The sequence below is a fragment of the Bacillus sp. LR--39 genome (assembly GCF_053613335.1).
The window spans coordinates 216,024-234,318 of record NZ_JBSIOT010000003.1 but is presented as its reverse complement, the minus strand read 5'-3'; the positions used below and the strand labels follow the sequence as shown (position 1 = coordinate 234,318).

Below are 18,295 nucleotides of genomic sequence, written 5' to 3'. Positions count from 1 at the left end.
CAGAGGTGACATATGAGCAAAAAATCAATTCAAAAGGTGTATGCACTCACACCGATGCAGGAGGGAATGCTGTATCATGCGCTGCTTGATCCGCATTCTTCCTCCTACTTCACACAATTAGAGCTTAGGATTCACGGAAGCTTTCAGCTGGAGCTTTTTGAAAAAAGCGTCAATGAGCTGATCCGGACATATGACATCCTGCGTACGGTATTCGTGCACCAGCAGCTTCAAAAACCGCGCCAAGTCGTATTGGCGGAGCGGAAGACGAAGGTGCACTATGAAGATATCAGTCAATTAGATGAAGCGCGCCAAACCGAATATATTGAACGCTATAAACGCGGCGTGCAGCAGCAGGGCTTTCATCTGGCGAAGGATATTCTCTTTAAAGCGGCGGTGTTCAGACTCAGTGAGAAGGAGCTGTATCTCGTCTGGAGCAATCATCATATCGTCATGGACGGCTGGAGTATGGGCGTTTTGATGAAAAGCCTGTTTCAAAACTATGAAGCGCTTCGTGCCGGCCGGCCCGCCGGGGGAAGTCAGGGCAAACCTTACTCTGACTATATCAAATGGCTCGGAGGCCGGGATTATGAGGAGGCGGAACAATATTGGAGCAGCCGCCTGGCGGATTTCGAACAGCCGAGCCTGCTCCCGGGCCGTCTGGCAGCAGAAAAGAAAGACTACCAAAATGAAGAATATTCTTTTGTCTGGGATGAAGAGCTGGTCGCACAGATTCAGCAGACCGCCAACCGGCATCAAGTCACGGGGCCTAACCTGTTTCAGGCCGTTTGGGGTGCGGTGCTCAGCAAATACAACTATACAGACGATGTGGTGTTCGGCACCGTTGTATCAGGCCGTCCTTCAGAAATCAACGGCATAGAAACGATGGCGGGGCTGTTCATCAATACGATTCCCGTCAGAATCAAGATTGACAAAGGTGCAGCCTTTTCGGACGTGATGGCGGCAGTTCAGAAAAACGCCGTGGAAGCCGAGCGCTATGATTATGTGCCGCTCTATGACATTCAAAAGCGCTCCGCCCTGGACGGCAGCCTCTTAAATCATTTGGTCGCGTTTGAAAACTATCCGCTGGACAAAGAGCTGGAAAACGGGGGCATGGAGGAAAGACTCGGATTTTCCATTAAAGTTGAACATGCTTTTGAGCAGACGAGCTTTGATTTCAATCTCATCGTGTATCCGGGAAAAACGTGGACTGTCAAAATCAAATACAACGGAGCGGCTTTCGCCCATGATGCCATCGAACGAACGGCGCATCATCTGACCCGCATGATGAAAGCGGCGGTCGGAACGCCTGACGCGCCCGTGCGGGAACTCGGCCTTGTTTCAGGTGAAGAAGAGCGGCAGATTGTTGAGGTATTCAATGATACGAAAACGGCGCTTCCGGAAGAGGAGGCCGTTCACCGTTTGTTTGAAGCACAGGCAAACCGGACGCCTGCAAGTATCGCGATAAAAGAAGCGGGACGCGAATGGACCTACCGTGAAGTGAACGAAGCGGCCAACCGCCTGGCGAGACACCTTGTGAAGAGCGGGCTGGAAAAAGGCCGGACCGCCGCTATTATGAACGACCGGTCTGCGGAAACCGTTGTAGGAATGCTTGCCGTCCTAAAAGCAGGCGGCGCATATGTGCCGATTGATCCGGCTTTTCCGGAGGACCGTCTCCGCTTTATGGCGGAAGACAGCTCGATTCGGCTCGTGCTGACAGTTCAGGCATATCAAGAACAAGCGGGCGCATTGCAAGTCCCGGTCGTCATGCTGGATGAAAGCGCGGATGAAACGGTAAGCGGAACAGACTTGAATCTCCCCGCTGGCGGCAACGACTTGGCGTATATCATGTATACATCCGGATCGACCGGCAAACCGAAAGGCGTCATGATTGAACACAGAAATATCATCAGGCTCGTCAAACATTCGAATTACGTGCCGGTTCATGAAGAAGACCGGATGGCGCAAACGGGAGCCGTCAGCTTTGATGCCGGAACCTTCGAAGTCTTCGGCGCATTGCTGAACGGAGCGTCATTGCATCCGGTGAAAAAAGAGACGCTGCTTGACGCCGGACAATTCGCCCAATTTCTGAAAGAGCAGCGGATCACGACCATGTGGCTGACGTCTCCGCTGTTTAATCAGCTTGCCCAAAAGGATGCCGGCATGTTTAACACGCTCCGGCACCTCATCATCGGCGGTGATGCGCTTGTGCCGCATATCGTCAGCAAAGTGAGGAAGGCATCACCGGAGCTGTCGCTTTGGAACGGCTACGGGCCGACGGAGAATACGACGTTTTCGACGAGTTTTCTCATTGATCAGGACTACGACGGCTCGATCCCGATCGGGAAGCCGATAGGAAATTCCACTGCGTACATTATGGATGAAAACCGCAGCCTCCAGCCGATCGGCGCGCCCGGTGAGCTGTGCGTCGGCGGAAGCGGAGTGGCAAGAGGCTATGTGAATCTGCCTGAATTAACGGAGAAGCAGTTTTTACGCGATCCGTTCAGACCGGATGAAATGATATACCGGACGGGGGACTTGGCGAAGTGGCTTCCGGACGGCACGATCGAGTTTCTCGGCAGAATTGACAACCAAGTAAAGGTCCGCGGTTTCAGAATCGAGCTCGGCGAAATCGAGGCGAAAATCAGCCAGGCGGAGAATGTGACGGAATCTGCGGCTGTGATCCGGAAAAATAAAGCGGATGAAAATGAAATCTGCGCTTACTTTACCGCAGACCAAGCCCTTTCGCCGGAAGACCTGCGCAAAACGCTTTCGGAATCACTTCCGGAATACATGATTCCGGCGCACTTCATCCAGATGAATCAGTTTCCGCTGACGGCGAACGGAAAGATTGATAAAAAAGCGCTGCCTGAGCCTCAGGCTGAAGCTGTTCAAAAAGAATACGTAGCGCCGAAAACGGAAGCGGAGCAGAAACTCGCGGACATTTGGGAAGGCATTCTCGGTGTAAAAGCGGGTGTGACTGACAATTTCTTCACGATTGGCGGACATTCTTTAAAAGCCATGATGATGACCGCTAAAATTCAGGAGCACTTTCAAAAAGAAGTGCCGATTAAAGTGTTATTTGAAAAGCCGACCATTCAGGAGCTTGCGCATTATTTGCAGCATGAGAGCGAGGAGGAGCAGCAGTTTGAACCGATCCGACAAGCGCCTTATCAGAAGCATTATCCTGTTTCCTCAGCACAGCGCAGGATGTATATCCTTAATCAGCTCGGACAGGCCAGCACGAGCTACAACGTCCCTGCTGTACTTCTGCTGGAAGGATCAGTAGACAAAAAGCGTCTTGAGGAGGCCATGCAGGCATTAATCAACCGTCATGAGACACTGCGTACGTCGTTTGACATGGCAGATGGAGAAGTCGTGCAGACCATTCATAAAAATGTGTCGTTTGAGCTTGAAACCGCCGAGGGCCGGGAAGAAGATGCAGAAGAGCTGACAAAAGCCTTTATCAGACCGTTTGCGCTCAACCGCGCGCCGCTTGTCCGTTCGAAGCTGATCCGGCTTGAAGAAGACCGGCATCTTCTGCTGATTGACATGCACCACATTATTACGGACGGAAGCTCAATGGGCATTTTCATCGGTGATCTTGCGAAGCTTTATCAAGGCACGGAGCTTGCGCTGCCAAAGATTCATTATAAGGATTTTTCAGTCTGGCAGCGTGAAAAAGCAAATCTCGATCAGCACGAAGCCTACTGGCTTGAGACGTTCAAAGGCGATCTGCCGGTGCTGGATCTGCCGCTTGATTTCCCGCGTCCTGCCGAGCGCAGTTTTGAAGGGGAACGCGTCATCTTCGGGCTTGATAAACAGGTGACGGCGCAGATTAAGAAGCTGCTGGCTGATACGGATACGACGATGTACATGTTCTTGTTAGCCGCTTTTCAAGTGCTGCTGTCCAAATATTCGGGGCAGGAAGACATCATAGTCGGGTCTCCGGCGGCCGGTAGACAGCATCCTGATCTCCAAGACGTGCCGGGCATGTTTGTCAACACAGTTGCGCTTCGGTCGCATCCTGCCGGCAAAAAAACGTTCAAACAATTTCTGGATGAGGTGAAAACAGCGAGCCTTCAAGCTTTTGAGCATCAAAGCTATCCGCTTGAAGAATTAATTGAAAAACTGCCGTTAATGAGGGACACAAGCCGGAGTCCGCTGTTCAGCGTGTTATTTAATATGCAGAACATGGAGATCCCGGCCCTGCGGCTCGGAGATTTGGAGATTTCTTCATACTCCATGCATCATCATGTCGCTAAATTTGATCTTTCCTTAGAAGCGGCTGAACGCGGAGAAGAGGTCGGATTGAGCTTTGATTACGTGAAAGCCTTATTTGCGGACGAAACCATCCGCCGCTGGAGTGCTCATTTTGTCAATCTGATTAAAGCCTGCGCTGAAAATCCGGATATTCAGCTGGCCGACGCAAGCCTGCTGTCCGCTCCTGAACGGGAAGCGCTCCTTTCTGATGAAAAACGTACGGAAGCGGATCTGCCTGAGGGCACTTTTGTTTCGCTGTTTGAACGGCAAGCGCAAAAAACGCCTGATCTCACGGCGGTTGCGGGCGGAACAAGTCTGACATATCGTGAGCTTGATGAACGCTCGAACCGGTTTGCCCGCCACCTTCAGGCTTGCGGAACGGGCAGTGAGGACATCGTGGCCATTATGATGGATCGTTCGGCCGACTTGATTACCGCGATTCTCGGCGTCATGAAAGCCGGAGCGGCATTTCTCCCGATTGATCCGGAGACTCCTGAAGAGAGAATCCGCTACTCTCTCGAAGACAGCGGAACGAAGCTTCTGGTCGTCAATGAGAGAAACATGACCGCGGCCGCCGTTTATAAAGGAAAAACGGTCGTAATGGAAGACGGAGAATGGCAGAACGAAAGCGCCGACCGGCTTGAAACGAAGCCCGGCGCCGACCAGCTTGCATATATCATTTATACTTCGGGAACAACGGGCAAACCGAAAGGCGTCCAGCTGGAGCACCGCAATCTAATCAATTATGTCACATGGTTCAGCCGTGAAGCCGGTTTGACCGAAGCTGACAAATCCGTGCTGCTGTCTTCTTACGCATTTGATCTCGGCTATACGGCTATATTCCCTATTCTTCAGGCGGGCGGCGAGCTGCACATTGTGCCGAAAGAGACGTACACCGCGCCTGATCAGCTTGGTGAGTATATACAGAAAAACGGCATTACGTATATGAAACTGACGCCGTCATTGTTCCATATGATCGTCAATACAGCCCGTTTTGCGGCAGAACGCCGTTTCAGCCCGCTTCGTTTAGTGGTGCTCGGCGGAGAAAAGATCATCACGTCCGATGTCCGCAAGTTTCATGACGTATACGCCCATACCGACTTCATCAATCACTACGGGCCGACGGAAACGACGATCGGCGCCATTGCCGGACGGATCAATATGGAGCGCCTTGATCAATATGAGCAGCGTCCCGTCATCGGCCGCCCGATCGCGAATACCGGCGCGCTTGTATTGGACGGAGCAATGCAGCTCGTTCCTCCGGGCGCAAGCGGCGAGCTTTATATTACCGGGAAGGGGCTTGCAAGAGGATATCTTCACCGTCCGCAGCTGACGGCGGAGAAATTTCTCTCAAATCCTTTTTCACCGGACAGCCTGATGTACAAAACGGGAGATGTCGTCCGCAGGCTTCCTGACGGGACGATTGAATTTATCGGCCGTGCGGATGATCAGGTGAAAATCCGGGGCTACCGCATTGAATTAAAAGAGATTGAAACCGTGCTGTTAAGCGTAAACGGCATTCAGGAGGCGGTCGTTCTCGCAGTCAGCGAAGGCGGGCTGCCGGAACTGTGCGCGTACTATAAAGCCGGCAGCGAGCTGAAAGGCTCTGAGCTTCGTAAACAGCTTTCCGAAACACTGCCGTCTCATATGCTTCCGGCCTATTTCGTGCAGGTAGACCGCATTCCGCTCACAGCCAACGGAAAAACTGATAAAAACGCCCTGCCGAAACCGGGCGTCAGCCAAACGGCGCAAACAGTTTCAGCCTTGCCGGAAACGGAATTGGAGGAAAAGCTGTGCCGCATTTGGAAACAGACACTCGGTACGGATACGCTCGGCATCGACGATAATTTCTTCGATTACGGCGGGCACTCTTTAAAAGGCATGATGCTCCTCGCCAATATTCAGGCTGAACTGGACAAAACGGTTCCGTTAAAAGCGCTGTTCGAACAGCCGACTGTCCGCCTGCTTGCCGCATATATCGAAAAATCGGCGGTATCTGAGGGATATCGGGTGATCACACCGGCAGACAGTGCAGACGCGTACCCGTTATCATCCGCCCAAAAACGGATGTACGTCCTGAACCAGCTTGACCGGGAGACAATCAGCTATAATATGCCGTCCGTTCTTCTGATGGAAGGAGAAGTCAATATTTCAAGGCTTCAGGAAGCCCTCAATCAGATGATCAATCGCCACGAGTCTTTGCGGACGTCCTTTATCGATCAAAACGGCCGCCCGATGCAGCAGATCGCAGAACAGGCTGACATCGACCTGCACATCTTTGAAGCAGCGGACGAGGAGAAAGCGGATCTTATCATTCAGGCATTCATTAAGCCGTTTGATCTGAGCGCGGCTCCGCTCATTCGGACCGCTCTTGTCAGACTGAATGAAAAGAAACATCTGCTGCTGCTGGATATGCATCATATTATTGCCGACGGCGTGTCCAGAAGCATGCTGGTCAAAGAGCTCGCTCACCTTTATAAAGGGGGAAGTCTGCCGTCGCCGAACCTGCACTATAAAGACTTCGCCGTCTGGCAGAATGAACCTGAGCAGGCCGAACGGATGAAAGACAATGAGCGTTATTGGCTCTCCGCATTTTCCGGCGAGCTTCCTGAATTGAATCTGCCGACCGATTTCCCCCGTCCGCCGGTCCAAAGTTTTAAAGGACAATCCGTCCGTTTCAGAGCGGGGTGTGAAACGGAAAAAGCGGTGCGTGAATTAATGGAATCATCGGGAGCGACTCTTCATATGGTGCTTCACGCCGCGTTCCATGTCTTTTTGAGCAAAATCACGGGGCAGCGCGACATCATTATCGGCTCGGTGACCGCCGGAAGAACGAGCGCCGAAGTTCAGGAAATGCCGGGGATGTTTGTCAATACGCTTGCGCTTCGCAATGAAACGCGCAAAGAGCAAACCTTCGCCGGGCTGCTCGAACAGGTGAAACAAACCAATCTCGACGCGCTGGCGCATCAGGATTATCCGTTTGAGGATCTGATCGGAAAGCTTGACCTGCCGAGAGACATGAGCCGCAACCCGTTGTTCCAGGTGATGGTGACGACAGAAGATCCGGATAAAGAAACACTGGAACTGGAGAACCTGCGCATCACTCCGTATGAGTCGAACCAAGGCACGGCGAAATTCGATCTGACACTCGGCGGGTTTACGGATCAAGAAGGCCTCGGCCTTCAGTTTGAATATGCGGCTGATCTGTTTAAAAAAGAAACAATTGAAAAGTGGAGCGCCGGGTTCCTGCGGATTCTGAAGCAAGCGGCAGAAAGCCCGGACAGAAAGCTGCCTGAGATTTCACTGATCAGCGATGCTGAAAAACAAGCTCTCCTTGATGCATGGAAAGGAAAAACAATTTCTGTGCCGCGGGACAAAACGGTTCACCGTCTCTTTGAAGAAACGGCCGCCCGCTACGCGAACCGGCCGGCCGCGGCATACAACGGCGCGAAATGGACGTACGGCGAGCTGAACGCAAGGGCGAACCGCATCGCACGCATTCTCATGGACTGCGGCGTCACGGCTGACAAACGTGTCGGCATTTTGACGAAACCGTCCTTGGAAATGGCCGCGGGTGTACTCGGCGTCCTGAAAGCGGGCGCGGCATTTGTGCCGATTGACCCCGACTACCCGGAAGAGCGCATCAGCTACATTCTGCAGGACAGCGGCGCCAAGCTCCTTCTCACACAGGAAGCGCTGGACGTACCGGAAAGCTACAACGGAGAAACGATTCTGCTTGACGGCGGACGCTCCATTCTGAGCCTGCCGCTTGATGAAAACGATGAAGCGAACCCGCAGACGGAAACAACGGCGGATCATCTCGCTTATATGATTTACACGTCAGGAACGACCGGGCAGCCGAAGGGTGTCATGGTCGAACACCATGCGCTGGTGAACCTGTGCTTCTGGCATCACGACGCATTCGCCATGACGGCGGATGATAAAAGCGCCAAATACGCGGGCTTCGGTTTTGACGCCTCCATCTGGGAAATGTTCCCGGCATGGACCATCGGCGCGGAGCTTCACGTCATTGACGAAGCGATCCGGCTGGATATCACCCGCTTAAATCACTATTTCGAGGAGAACGGCGTGACCATCACCTTCCTGCCGACGCAGCTGGCCGAACAATTTATGGAGCTGGAAAATACCTCTCTCCGCATGCTTCTCGTCGGCGGCGACAAGCTGAAGCGGGCGGTGAAACAGCCGTACACGATCGTCAACAACTACGGACCGACGGAAAACACCGTCGTCGCGACAAGCGGCGTCATCAATCCGGAGGAAGGATCGCTTTCGATCGGACGGGCGATTGCCAATACGAGAGTTTATATTCTCGGCGACGGCGATCAGGTGCAGCCGGAAGGCATTGCCGGTGAATTGTGTGTGGCCGGCCGCGGTCTGGCGCGCGGATACCTGAACCGTGAAGAAGAAACGGCGAAGCGGTTTACCGCAGATCCGTTCGTGCCCGGCGAGCGCATGTACCGGACCGGCGACCTCGTCAAATGGAACGCGCAGTGCGGCATTGAATACATCGGCCGTATCGACCAGCAGGTCAAAGTGAGGGGCTACCGGATCGAGCTTTCAGAAATCGAAGTCCGCCTCGCCCAGCTTGCGGACGTTCACGACGCAGCGGTGACGGCCGTGGAAGACAAAGCGGGCAATACCGCGCTTTGCGCCTATGTCGCGCCTCGGCAGGACGATATTGAAGCGCTCAAATCCGCGCTGAAAGACACGCTGCCTGACTACATGGTGCCGGCGTTCTGGGTGGAGATGGACGAGCTTCCGGTCACCGCAAACGGAAAGATTGACAAAAAAGCCCTGCCGGCACCGGACATTGAAGCGGGAAGCGCCGCTTACAAAGCGCCGGAAACGGAGATGGAGACGCTGCTTTCTGACATTTGGCAGGAAGTGCTCGGTCTTGACCAGATCGGCGTAAGCGATAATTTCTTCACGCTCGGCGGCGATTCGATCAAAGGCATCCAAATGGCGAGCCGTCTGAACCAGCATGGCTACAAGCTGGAGATGAAGGATCTCTTCCAGCATCCGACCATCGAAGAGCTCGTCTCTTATGTGGAGCGGACGGAAGGCAAGCAGGCCGACCAGGGACCTGTCGAAGGCGAAGCGGAGTTAACGCCGATCCAGCGCTGGTTCTTTGAACGAAACTTTACCGACAAACACCACTGGAACCAATCCGTCATGCTTCACGCGAAAGACGGCTTTGATCCGGACCTGGTGGAAAAAACCCTGCAAGCATTGATTGAACACCATGATGCGCTCCGCATGGTTTACCGTGAAGAAAGGGAAGGCATCATTCAGACATACCTCCCTGTCACAGAATGCAAGGCAAGCTTTGACATCGTTGATCTGTACGGAACTGACGAGGATATGCTGAAAAGCCAGATTCAGCGGCTTGCCGATCATCTTCAGGGAAGTCTGGATCTGGAGAACGGTCCGCTGTTAAAAGCGGAGCAATACCGGACAGAACTAGGCGATCATCTGTTAATCGCGATTCACCATCTCGTCGTGGACGGGGTTTCATGGAGAATTCTGCTTGAGGATTTCGCTTCAGGTTATAAACAGGCGCAGCAGCAAAACAGCATCGTCTTCCCGCAGAAAACCCACTCCTTTAAAGATTGGGCGGAGGCGCTGAACACATTTGCGCAATCAGAAGAGCTGAAAAAGCAGGCGGATTATTGGGCGCAGGCAGATGCGGAAGAACTCCAGCCGCTGCCGAAAGATCATGATCCGAACAAACGGCTCGTCAAACATACGGCGGCCGTGAAATGTGAATTGACTGAGGAAGAAACGGCGCAGCTGCTCACAGATGTTCATCATCCGTACGGAACGGAAATCAACGACATTCTGCTCAGCGCGCTCGGCTTAACGATCGGTGAATGGACGGAAAACGGCAAAGTCGGCATCAACTTAGAAGGACACGGCCGGGAAGAAATCATACCGAATGTCAATATTTCACGGACGGTCGGCTGGTTTACGGCCCAATATCCTTTGATTCTGCAGATCAGCAAGGAAGACGGCGTCTCTTCCGTCATTAAAACGGTAAAAGAGACGGTGCGGCGCGTTCCTGATAAAGGTGTAGGATACGGGATTCTCCGGTATCTGTCATCCGATAAAACAGAAAGAGGCGTCACGCCTGAAATCAGTTTTAACTACTTGGGGCAGTTTGACAATGAAGTGAAAACGGAATGGTTTGAGCCGTCTCCATACGATATGGGACGTCAAGTCAGCGAAGAGTCAGAGGCGTTATACGCACTGAGCTTCAGCGGGATGGTTACAGGCGGCCGCTTCGTCATTTCTTGCTCATACAATCAGGAAGAATATGAAAGAAGCACCGTCGAAACACAGATGCAGCGGTTTAAAGACAATCTCTTAATGATCATCCGCCATTGCACGGCCAAAGAGGAGAAAGAATTTACGCCGAGCGATTTCAGCGCGCAGGATCTTGAGATGGATGAAATGGGAGACATCTTTGACATGCTTGAGGAGAATTTAACGTGACAAAAACAGATCACAGAAGGGGGGAGCGGAGCAGATGAGCCAGTTCAAAAAAGATCAAGTTCAGGACATGTATTATTTGTCGCCGATGCAGGAGGGAATGCTGTTTCATACTCTCCTGAATCCCGGCCAAAGTTTTTACATCGAACAAATGACAATGAAAGTAAAAGGCAGCTTGAATATCAAATGCCTTGAAGAAAGCATGAATGTGATTATGGACCGGTACGATGTATTTCGTACCGTGTTCATTCACGAAAAAGTAAAAAGGCCGGTCCAAGTCGTATTGAAAAAACGGCAGTTTCAGATAGAAGAAATCGATCTGACACATGTAACGGACAGCGAGCAAACAGCCAAAATCAATGAATACAAAGAACAGGATAAGATCAAGGGCTTTGATTTGACGCGGGATATTCCGATGCGGGCAGCCATTTTTAAAAAATCGGAAGAAAGCTTTGAATGGGTGTGGAGCTACCACCACATCATTTTGGACGGCTGGTGCTTCGGCATCGTCGTGCAGGATCTGTTTAAGGTATACAATGCCCTGCGCGAACAAAAGCCGTACAGCCTGCCGCCGGTCAAACCGTATAAAGACTATATCAAGTGGCTTGAAAAGCAGGATAAACAAGCATCACTGCATTACTGGCGCGGGTACTTAGAAGATTTTGAAGGACAAACGACATTTGCGGAGCAAAGAAAGAAACAAAAGGACGGCTATGAGCCGAATGAGCTGCTCTTCTCACTGCCGGAGGAGGAAACAAAAGCATTTACCGAGCTTGCAAAATCGCAGCATACCACTTTGAGTACGGCGCTGCAGGCGGTTTGGAGTGTATTAATCAGCCGCTACCAGCAGTCCGGCGATTTGATCTTCGGCACAGTCGTTTCCGGGCGTCCCGCAGAAATCAAAGGCGTTGAACATATGGTCGGGCTGTTTATCAATGCTGTTCCGAGGCGGGTGAAGCTGTCTGGGGATACCACATTTACCGGCTTGCTCAAGCAGCTGCAGGAGCAATCGCTGCAGTCTGAGCCGCATCAATATGTGCCGCTCTATGACATCCAAAGCCAAGCCGATCAGCCAAAGCTGATTGACCACATCATTGTGTTTGAAAATTATCCGCTTCAGGATGCAAAAAATGAAGAGAACAGTGAAAACGGCTTTGATATGGAGGATGTACACGTTTTTGAGAAATCGAATTATGATCTCAACCTGTTGGCTTCTCCAGGTGATGAGATGCTGATTAAGCTTGCCTATAACGGGAATGTGTTTGATGAGGCGTTTATCCTGCGCTTAAAATCTCAGCTTCTCACAGCGATTCAGCAGCTCATCCAGAAGCCGGATCAGCCTGTCAATACGATCAGACTTGTTGATGAAAAGGAAAGAGAGCTTCTGCTTACCGGCTTAAACCCGCCGGCTCAGACTCATCAGGCGAAGCCTCTGACGGATTGGTTCAAGGAAGCGGTGAATGTAAATCCTGATGCGCCGGCGCTTACGTATTCCGGCCAGACTCTTTCCTACCGTGAATTAGATGAGGAAGCGAACCGTCTTGCGCGCCGTTTGCAAAAGCAAGGTGCGGGCAAAGGCTCCGTTGTCGCGTTGTACACGAAGCGCTCGCTTGAACTGGTGATCGGCATTCTCGGCGTATTAAAAGCGGGAGCGGCTTATCTGCCGGTTGATCCGAAGCTGCCGGAAGACCGAATCTCGTATATGCTGGCTGACAGTGCGGCAGCCTGTCTGCTGACACATCAGGAGATGAAAGAAAAAGCGGCTCAGCTGCCGTATACAGGAACAACACTCATCATCGATGATCAAGCACGGTTTGAGGAACAGGCAAGCGATCCTGCAGCCGCAATTGATCCCGATGATCCGGCGTATATTATGTATACATCCGGCACAACCGGAAAGCCGAAGGGCAATATCACCACTCATGCCAATATTCAAGGATTGGTCAAGCATGTAGATTACATGGCATTTTCTGAAAAAGATACGTTCTTATCTGTTTCCAATTACGCCTTTGACGCATTTACCTTTGATTTCTACGCATCAATACTGAATGCGGCACGGCTCATTATCGCAGATGAACATACACTGCTTGATACAGAACGGCTCACTGATCTGATCCGGCAGGAGAATGTCAATGTCATGTTTGCGACAACCGCACTTTTTAATCTTCTCACCGATGCGGGAGAGGAGTGGCTGAAGGGGCTTCGCTGTGTGTTATTCGGGGGTGAGCGCGCGTCTGTGCCTCACGTCAGAAAGGCGCTTGAGATCATGGGGCCTGGTAAGCTGATTAATTGCTACGGGCCGACTGAGGGAACGGTGTTTGCGACAGCTCACGTCGTGCATGATATCCCGGATTCCATTTCCTCATTGCCGATCGGAAAGCCGATCAGCAATGCAAGTGTTTATATTCTTAACGGGCAAAATCAGCTTCAGCCATTTGGAGCTGTCGGTGAACTGTGCATCAGCGGAATGGGTGTATCAAAAGGGTATCTGAACCGTCATGACCTGACGAAGCAAACGTTTATTCCAAATCCGTTCAAGCCGGGAGAAACGCTTTACCGCACAGGGGATTTAGCACGCTGGCTGCCGGATGGAACAATTGAATACGCCGGGCGTATTGACGACCAGGTCAAAATACGCGGACACCGGATTGAGCTTGAAGAAATCGAAAAGCAGCTGCAGGAATACCCGGGTGTGAAAGATGCGGTCGTTGTTGCGGACCGCCATGAGTCCGGAGATGCATCAATCAACGCCTACCTCGTGAACCGGACGCCGCTTTCAGCTGAAGACGTAAAGAGGCACTTGAAAAAACAGCTTCCTGCTTACATGGTGCCGCAAACCTTTACTTTCTTAGAGGAGCTTCCGTTAACGACAAACGGGAAGGTCAATAAACGGCAGCTGCCGAAACCGGATCAGACTCAGGCGGCGAAAGAATGGATCGGGCCTCGAAATGCGACGGAAGAAACAATTGCGCACATCTGGTCCGACATTCTCGGCAGACAGCAGATTGGGATTCATGATGATTTCTTCGCGCTCGGAGGCCATTCCTTAAAAGCGATGACAGCAGCGTCGCGCATTAAAAAAGAGCTAGGTACGGACATTCCGGTGCAGCTGTTATTCGAAGCGACGACAATCGCAGACATTGCCGGTTATCTGCTTCACGGTGAAGAAAAAGGTATGAAAGATCTCACCATCATGAATAAAAATCAGTCTGACACACTGTTTACGTTCCCGCCGGTTCTCGGTTACGGGCTGATGTACCAGCCGCTGGCAAAACAGCTGTCCGGCTATCGAATCTGTGCGTTTGATTTTATCGAGGAAGACAACCGCATCGAACGCTACACAGAGCTGATCAATCAGCTCCAGCCGGAAGGACCGGTCAAGATGTTCGGATACTCGGCAGGCTGTACGCTCGCCTTTGAAACGGCCAAACGGCTTGAAGCCGAAGGACGTAAAGTGGAGCGGCTGATCATGGTTGATTCTTATAAAAAACAAGGCATCAGCGACTTAGAAGGCCGCACCGTAGAAAGTGATGTCCAGGCGCTGATGAAGGTAAACAGGGACAATGAAGCGCTGAATAACGAAGCCGTCAAAGAAGGGCTCGCCAAAAAAACAAACGCGTTTTATTCTTATTTCGTGCATACCGTCAGCACCGGCACGGTCAAAGCGGATATAGATCTATTAACGTCAGAACCGGACTTTGCGATGCCGCCGTGGCTCGCTTCGTGGGAGGAAGCCACGACAGGTGAATACCGTGTGAAAAAAGGCTGCGGCACGCACGCAGAAATGCTTCAGGGAGAATGTCTCGAAAGGAATGCGGCATATTTGCTCGAATTCCTAAGGAAGGAACATCTGAAGCTGACAACTTCACGATAGAAAAGGAGGAAGCCCGCCAATGGTCCAGCTCTTTAAATCGTTCGATACCACAGAAAAAACGCAGCTTATCTGTTTTCCGTTCGCAGGAGGCTATTCCGCATCATTCCGCCCGCTCCACACCTATCTTCAAGGTGAGTGTGAGATGCTTGCCGCGGAACCGCCGGGACACGGAACAAATCAAATGTCCCCCGTTGAGGATTTTGAACAGCTTGTCAGTTTATACAAGCAGGAGTTGAATCTCCATCCTGACCGCCCGTTTGTGCTGTTCGGCCACAGTATGGGAGGCATGGTCGCTTTCAGGCTGGCGCAAAAGCTGGAGCGGGAGGGCATTTACCCGCAGGCCGTGATCATCTCAGCCATTCAGCCGCCGCATGTGGAAAGGAAAAAAGTGTCTCATCTTGATGATGAAAAATTTCTCGCCCATATTATCGAGCTTGGCGGAATGCCGCAGGAGTTAGTGGAGAATAAGGAGGTCATGTCATTTTTCCTGCCTTCTTTCAGATCCGACTACCGCGCGCTTGAAAGCTTCCGTCCGTCTGATTCTCACATGATTCAATCACCCGTCCATATTTTTAACGGGCGGAAAGATAAAAAATGTATCAAAGATGCGGACGGATGGAAAAAATGGGCCGACAATCCCGTATTTCATGAGTTTTCGGACGGCCACATGTTCATATTAAGTGAAACTGAAAAAGTGGCGGAACGAATCTATGAGATTATTAACAGGAGCACGGCAGGCCAATTGTTATAGGATATGACAGACAGCATTTGCTGTCTGTTTTTTGTAACAAAATCCGCCCGCGCGTTTTCTCATTTATCAAAAATTTTATGTTATGATTTGATGGAATATAATTTTGAAGGGATTGTCGTACATGAATGATGCAGCAAAAGAGCTGAACAGAACATTATCTGAAGAAAACCCGCACGTGCTTCATATGCTTTCTGATTTGGGCAGAGAGTTGTTTTATCCGAAAGGGGTGCTGACACAATCGGCTGAAGCGAAAGCCAGGGCCGGAAAGTATAATGCCACGATCGGGATTGCCACCTCACAAGGCGAGTCCATGCACTTTTCCCATATTCAAGAGACACTGTCCGCCTATAACCCCGATGATATCTACGATTATGCTCCGCCGCAGGGAAAAGAGCCGCTCAGACAGGAATGGCTGAAAAAAATGCGTCTCGAAAATCCTTCATTAGCCGGCAAAGACATCAGCACGCCGATCGTGACAAACGCTTTAACACACGGGCTGAGCATCGCCGCCGACTTGTTCGTCAATGAAGGGGATACACTGCTTCTGCCTGATAAATATTGGGGAAATTACAATTTCATTTTCGGTGTCCGGCGCAAGGCATCCATTGAGACATACCCGCTTTTTCAGCAGGATGGGCGTTTTAATGCGGCGGGGCTGTCCGAGCTGCTGAAAAAGCAGGAAGAAAAGGCGATTGTTGTGCTGAATTTCCCGAATAATCCGACAGGCTATACGCCGGGGGAAGAGGAAGCGTCAGAAATCGTCAGCGTGATCTTGGAGGCGGCGGAGGCCGGCAAAGAGATTGTCGTGCTCGTAGACGATGCGTATTACAATCTGTTTTACGATGAAACTGCCATTCAGGAATCCATCTTCAGCAAACTCGCCCAAGTGCACGACCGGGTGCTTTGCGTGAAAATAGACGGCGCGACGAAGGAAAATTACGCGTGGGGCTTCCGCGTCGGTTTTATTACGTACAGCACAAAAAGCGAAAAAGCGCTGCGCGTGCTCGAGGAAAAAACAAAAGGGATTATCAGGGGGACGATTTCAAGCGCCCCGCATCCGTCCCAAACGTTTATGCTGCGGGCGATGCAGTCACCGGAATACGAGAAAGAAAAATCGCTGAAATATAACATCATGAAAAAACGGGCTGACAAAGTGAAAGCCGTTCTTGCAGAAAACAAGCACTATGATGACGTATGGACGCCTTACCCGTTTAACTCTGGTTATTTCATGTGTGTCCGGCTGAAAGACATAAACGCCGGCGAATTGAGATTGTCGTTGCTTGAAAAGAGAGGAATCGGGACGATATCCATTAATGAAACCGATTTGCGAATCGCATTTTCATGTGTTGAAGAGGAACACATCGCGGATCTGTTCGAAGAAATTTATCAGGAAGCAAAGCAGCTGCAGAAACAGGCGGAAATATCAGGCTGACAAAAAAGGAGGGGGACACCCTCCTTTTTCTATGCTTACAGCAGCTCTTCATACGTTTTCATCTCAATCCCGTCACAAAAATCGGGATGCGCCGCACAAACGGCCAGCTTATACTCCTCGTCAGCCTCATATGTGCGGATGAAACAAGGTTCATGTCCGTCCGGGAGCTCAATGGACACATGGCCGTCGTCTTTGAGGCGGACGCTGAATGAATCAAGCGGCAGGGAAAGCCCTTTTCCGGCCTGTTTGATAAAGCTTTCTTTCATCGACCACAGGTGGTAAAAATAATCGGTCTGCTGATCGGGGTGTTTCGCTTGCAGATCACTGTATTCCGTCGGCGAAAAAAACCGTTTGGCGATATCAATCGTGCCGGGCTTCATTTTTTCAATATCAATGCCGATCGGTTTTGAATCAACGGCGCACACGATCCAGCGACCGGAGTGGGAAATATTAAAGTGCATGTCCGGAAGCGCGGGGATGTACGGCTTTCCGTATTCCTGAACGCTGAATGAAATCCCGGCCGGATCAAGTCCGTAAGCCTTCGCCGCAGCGGTGCGGATCAGCATGTCGCCGATCAAGGTGCGGTGAGCATCCTCCTTATGGTAAAAGCGCCGGCATTTTTCCCGCTTTTCGGCGGACACGGCCGCCATCATCCGATCCTCTTCCCCTGCAGAAAGCGGGCGGTCCATATATACTCCGTAAATCTTCATGTCCAGATCCTCCGTCTGAAAATATTGTCAAAACCATCCTATCATATCAGACGAAAGCTGTCCGAAAATAAAAAAACAAAACCGTTTCGGCTTTGTTTTTAATGAACGGACGTTGCCCGCCCGGAGATCGCGTATGTTAACAGTTTAGAGGATTGCGGCAAAGAAAAACGCAGAATCAGCCCCGTCAAAACAGCCGTAATAATGGTTCCGGCGCCGATCGGTCCGCCCATCATCCAGGCTGCGGCAAGAATCGTCAGCTCAATGCCGTTCCGCACCCATTGCACGTTCCAGCCCGTTTTTTCAGATATCAGCATCATCAGAGAGTCCCGGGGGCCCGCGCCGAGCCCTGCTGATACGTAAATACCGACGCCGCACCCGATCAGCAGCAATCCGATAGAAAAACACACGGCCGCTAAGGAAAAAGCGTGCGTCTCAGGAAGCAGAAACGAAAAGAAATCAATAAACATTCCCATCAGCACCATGTTTAAGATAGCGCCGATTTTCGGGAGTGTCCTCGTGAACAGGCAGGTTAAAGCCACAATGACCGCGCCGACCACGATGGACCATTGGCCGACAGAAAGACCGAAATGCTGAAAAAGCCCATAATGAAAGGCATCCCAAGGGCTGATGCCGAGAGCTTTTCCTTTAATGGTTAACGATACCCCGAAAGACAAAATCAACAGACCAGCAAAATAAAACGTCCAGCGCATCAAGAATTCCCGCTTCAAAGAGGTCCCTTCTTTCATAAAATTTCATTA

The 18,295-nt window shown here is 51.3% G+C and carries 6 protein-coding genes; 4 read left to right on the top strand and 2 right to left on the bottom strand.

Going from position 1 to position 18,295, the window contains the following annotated elements; genetic code table 11:
- Positions 1 to 12: 12 nt before the first annotated feature.
- From srfAB to ACWHAR_RS16100, 4 genes are all read left to right on the top strand, one after another.
- Positions 13 to 10,773, top strand: coding sequence for a surfactin non-ribosomal peptide synthetase SrfAB (gene srfAB / locus ACWHAR_RS16115; RefSeq protein WP_057766253.1), 10,761 nt, complete (start codon positions 13 to 15; stop codon positions 10,771 to 10,773).
- Positions 10,774 to 10,807: 34 nt separating this feature from the next.
- The gene (srfAC, locus tag ACWHAR_RS16110) at positions 10,808 to 14,644 is read left to right on the top strand and encodes a surfactin non-ribosomal peptide synthetase SrfAC (protein ID WP_032872840.1); all 3,837 of its coding nucleotides are present in this window, start codon (positions 10,808 to 10,810) and stop codon (positions 14,642 to 14,644) included.
- A 19-nt stretch (positions 14,645 to 14,663) separates the two neighbouring features.
- Entirely contained in the window at positions 14,664 to 15,395 is a 732-nt protein-coding gene (gene srfAD, locus ACWHAR_RS16105; protein ID WP_007609310.1) for a surfactin biosynthesis thioesterase SrfAD, read from the top strand.
- Positions 15,396 to 15,516: 121 nt separating this feature from the next.
- Complete coding sequence (locus tag ACWHAR_RS16100) at positions 15,517 to 16,827, top strand: aminotransferase class I/II-fold pyridoxal phosphate-dependent enzyme (protein WP_032872843.1); 1,311 nt, start codon at positions 15,517 to 15,519, stop codon at positions 16,825 to 16,827.
- A 35-nt stretch (positions 16,828 to 16,862) separates the two neighbouring features.
- On the opposite strand, the gene ACWHAR_RS16095 is transcribed toward ACWHAR_RS16100, so the two are convergent.
- Together ACWHAR_RS16095 and ACWHAR_RS16090 are read right to left on the bottom strand one after the other, a co-directional pair.
- Complete coding sequence (locus ACWHAR_RS16095; protein ID WP_007410244.1) at positions 16,863 to 17,537, bottom strand: 4'-phosphopantetheinyl transferase family protein; 675 nt, start codon at positions 17,535 to 17,537, stop codon at positions 16,863 to 16,865.
- Positions 17,538 to 17,635: 98 nt separating this feature from the next.
- Positions 17,636 to 18,283 (bottom strand): YczE/YyaS/YitT family protein, encoded by a 648-nt coding sequence (locus tag ACWHAR_RS16090; RefSeq protein ID WP_007609337.1) that lies wholly within the window; start codon positions 18,281 to 18,283, stop codon positions 17,636 to 17,638.
- Positions 18,284 to 18,295: the final 12 nt, after the last annotated feature.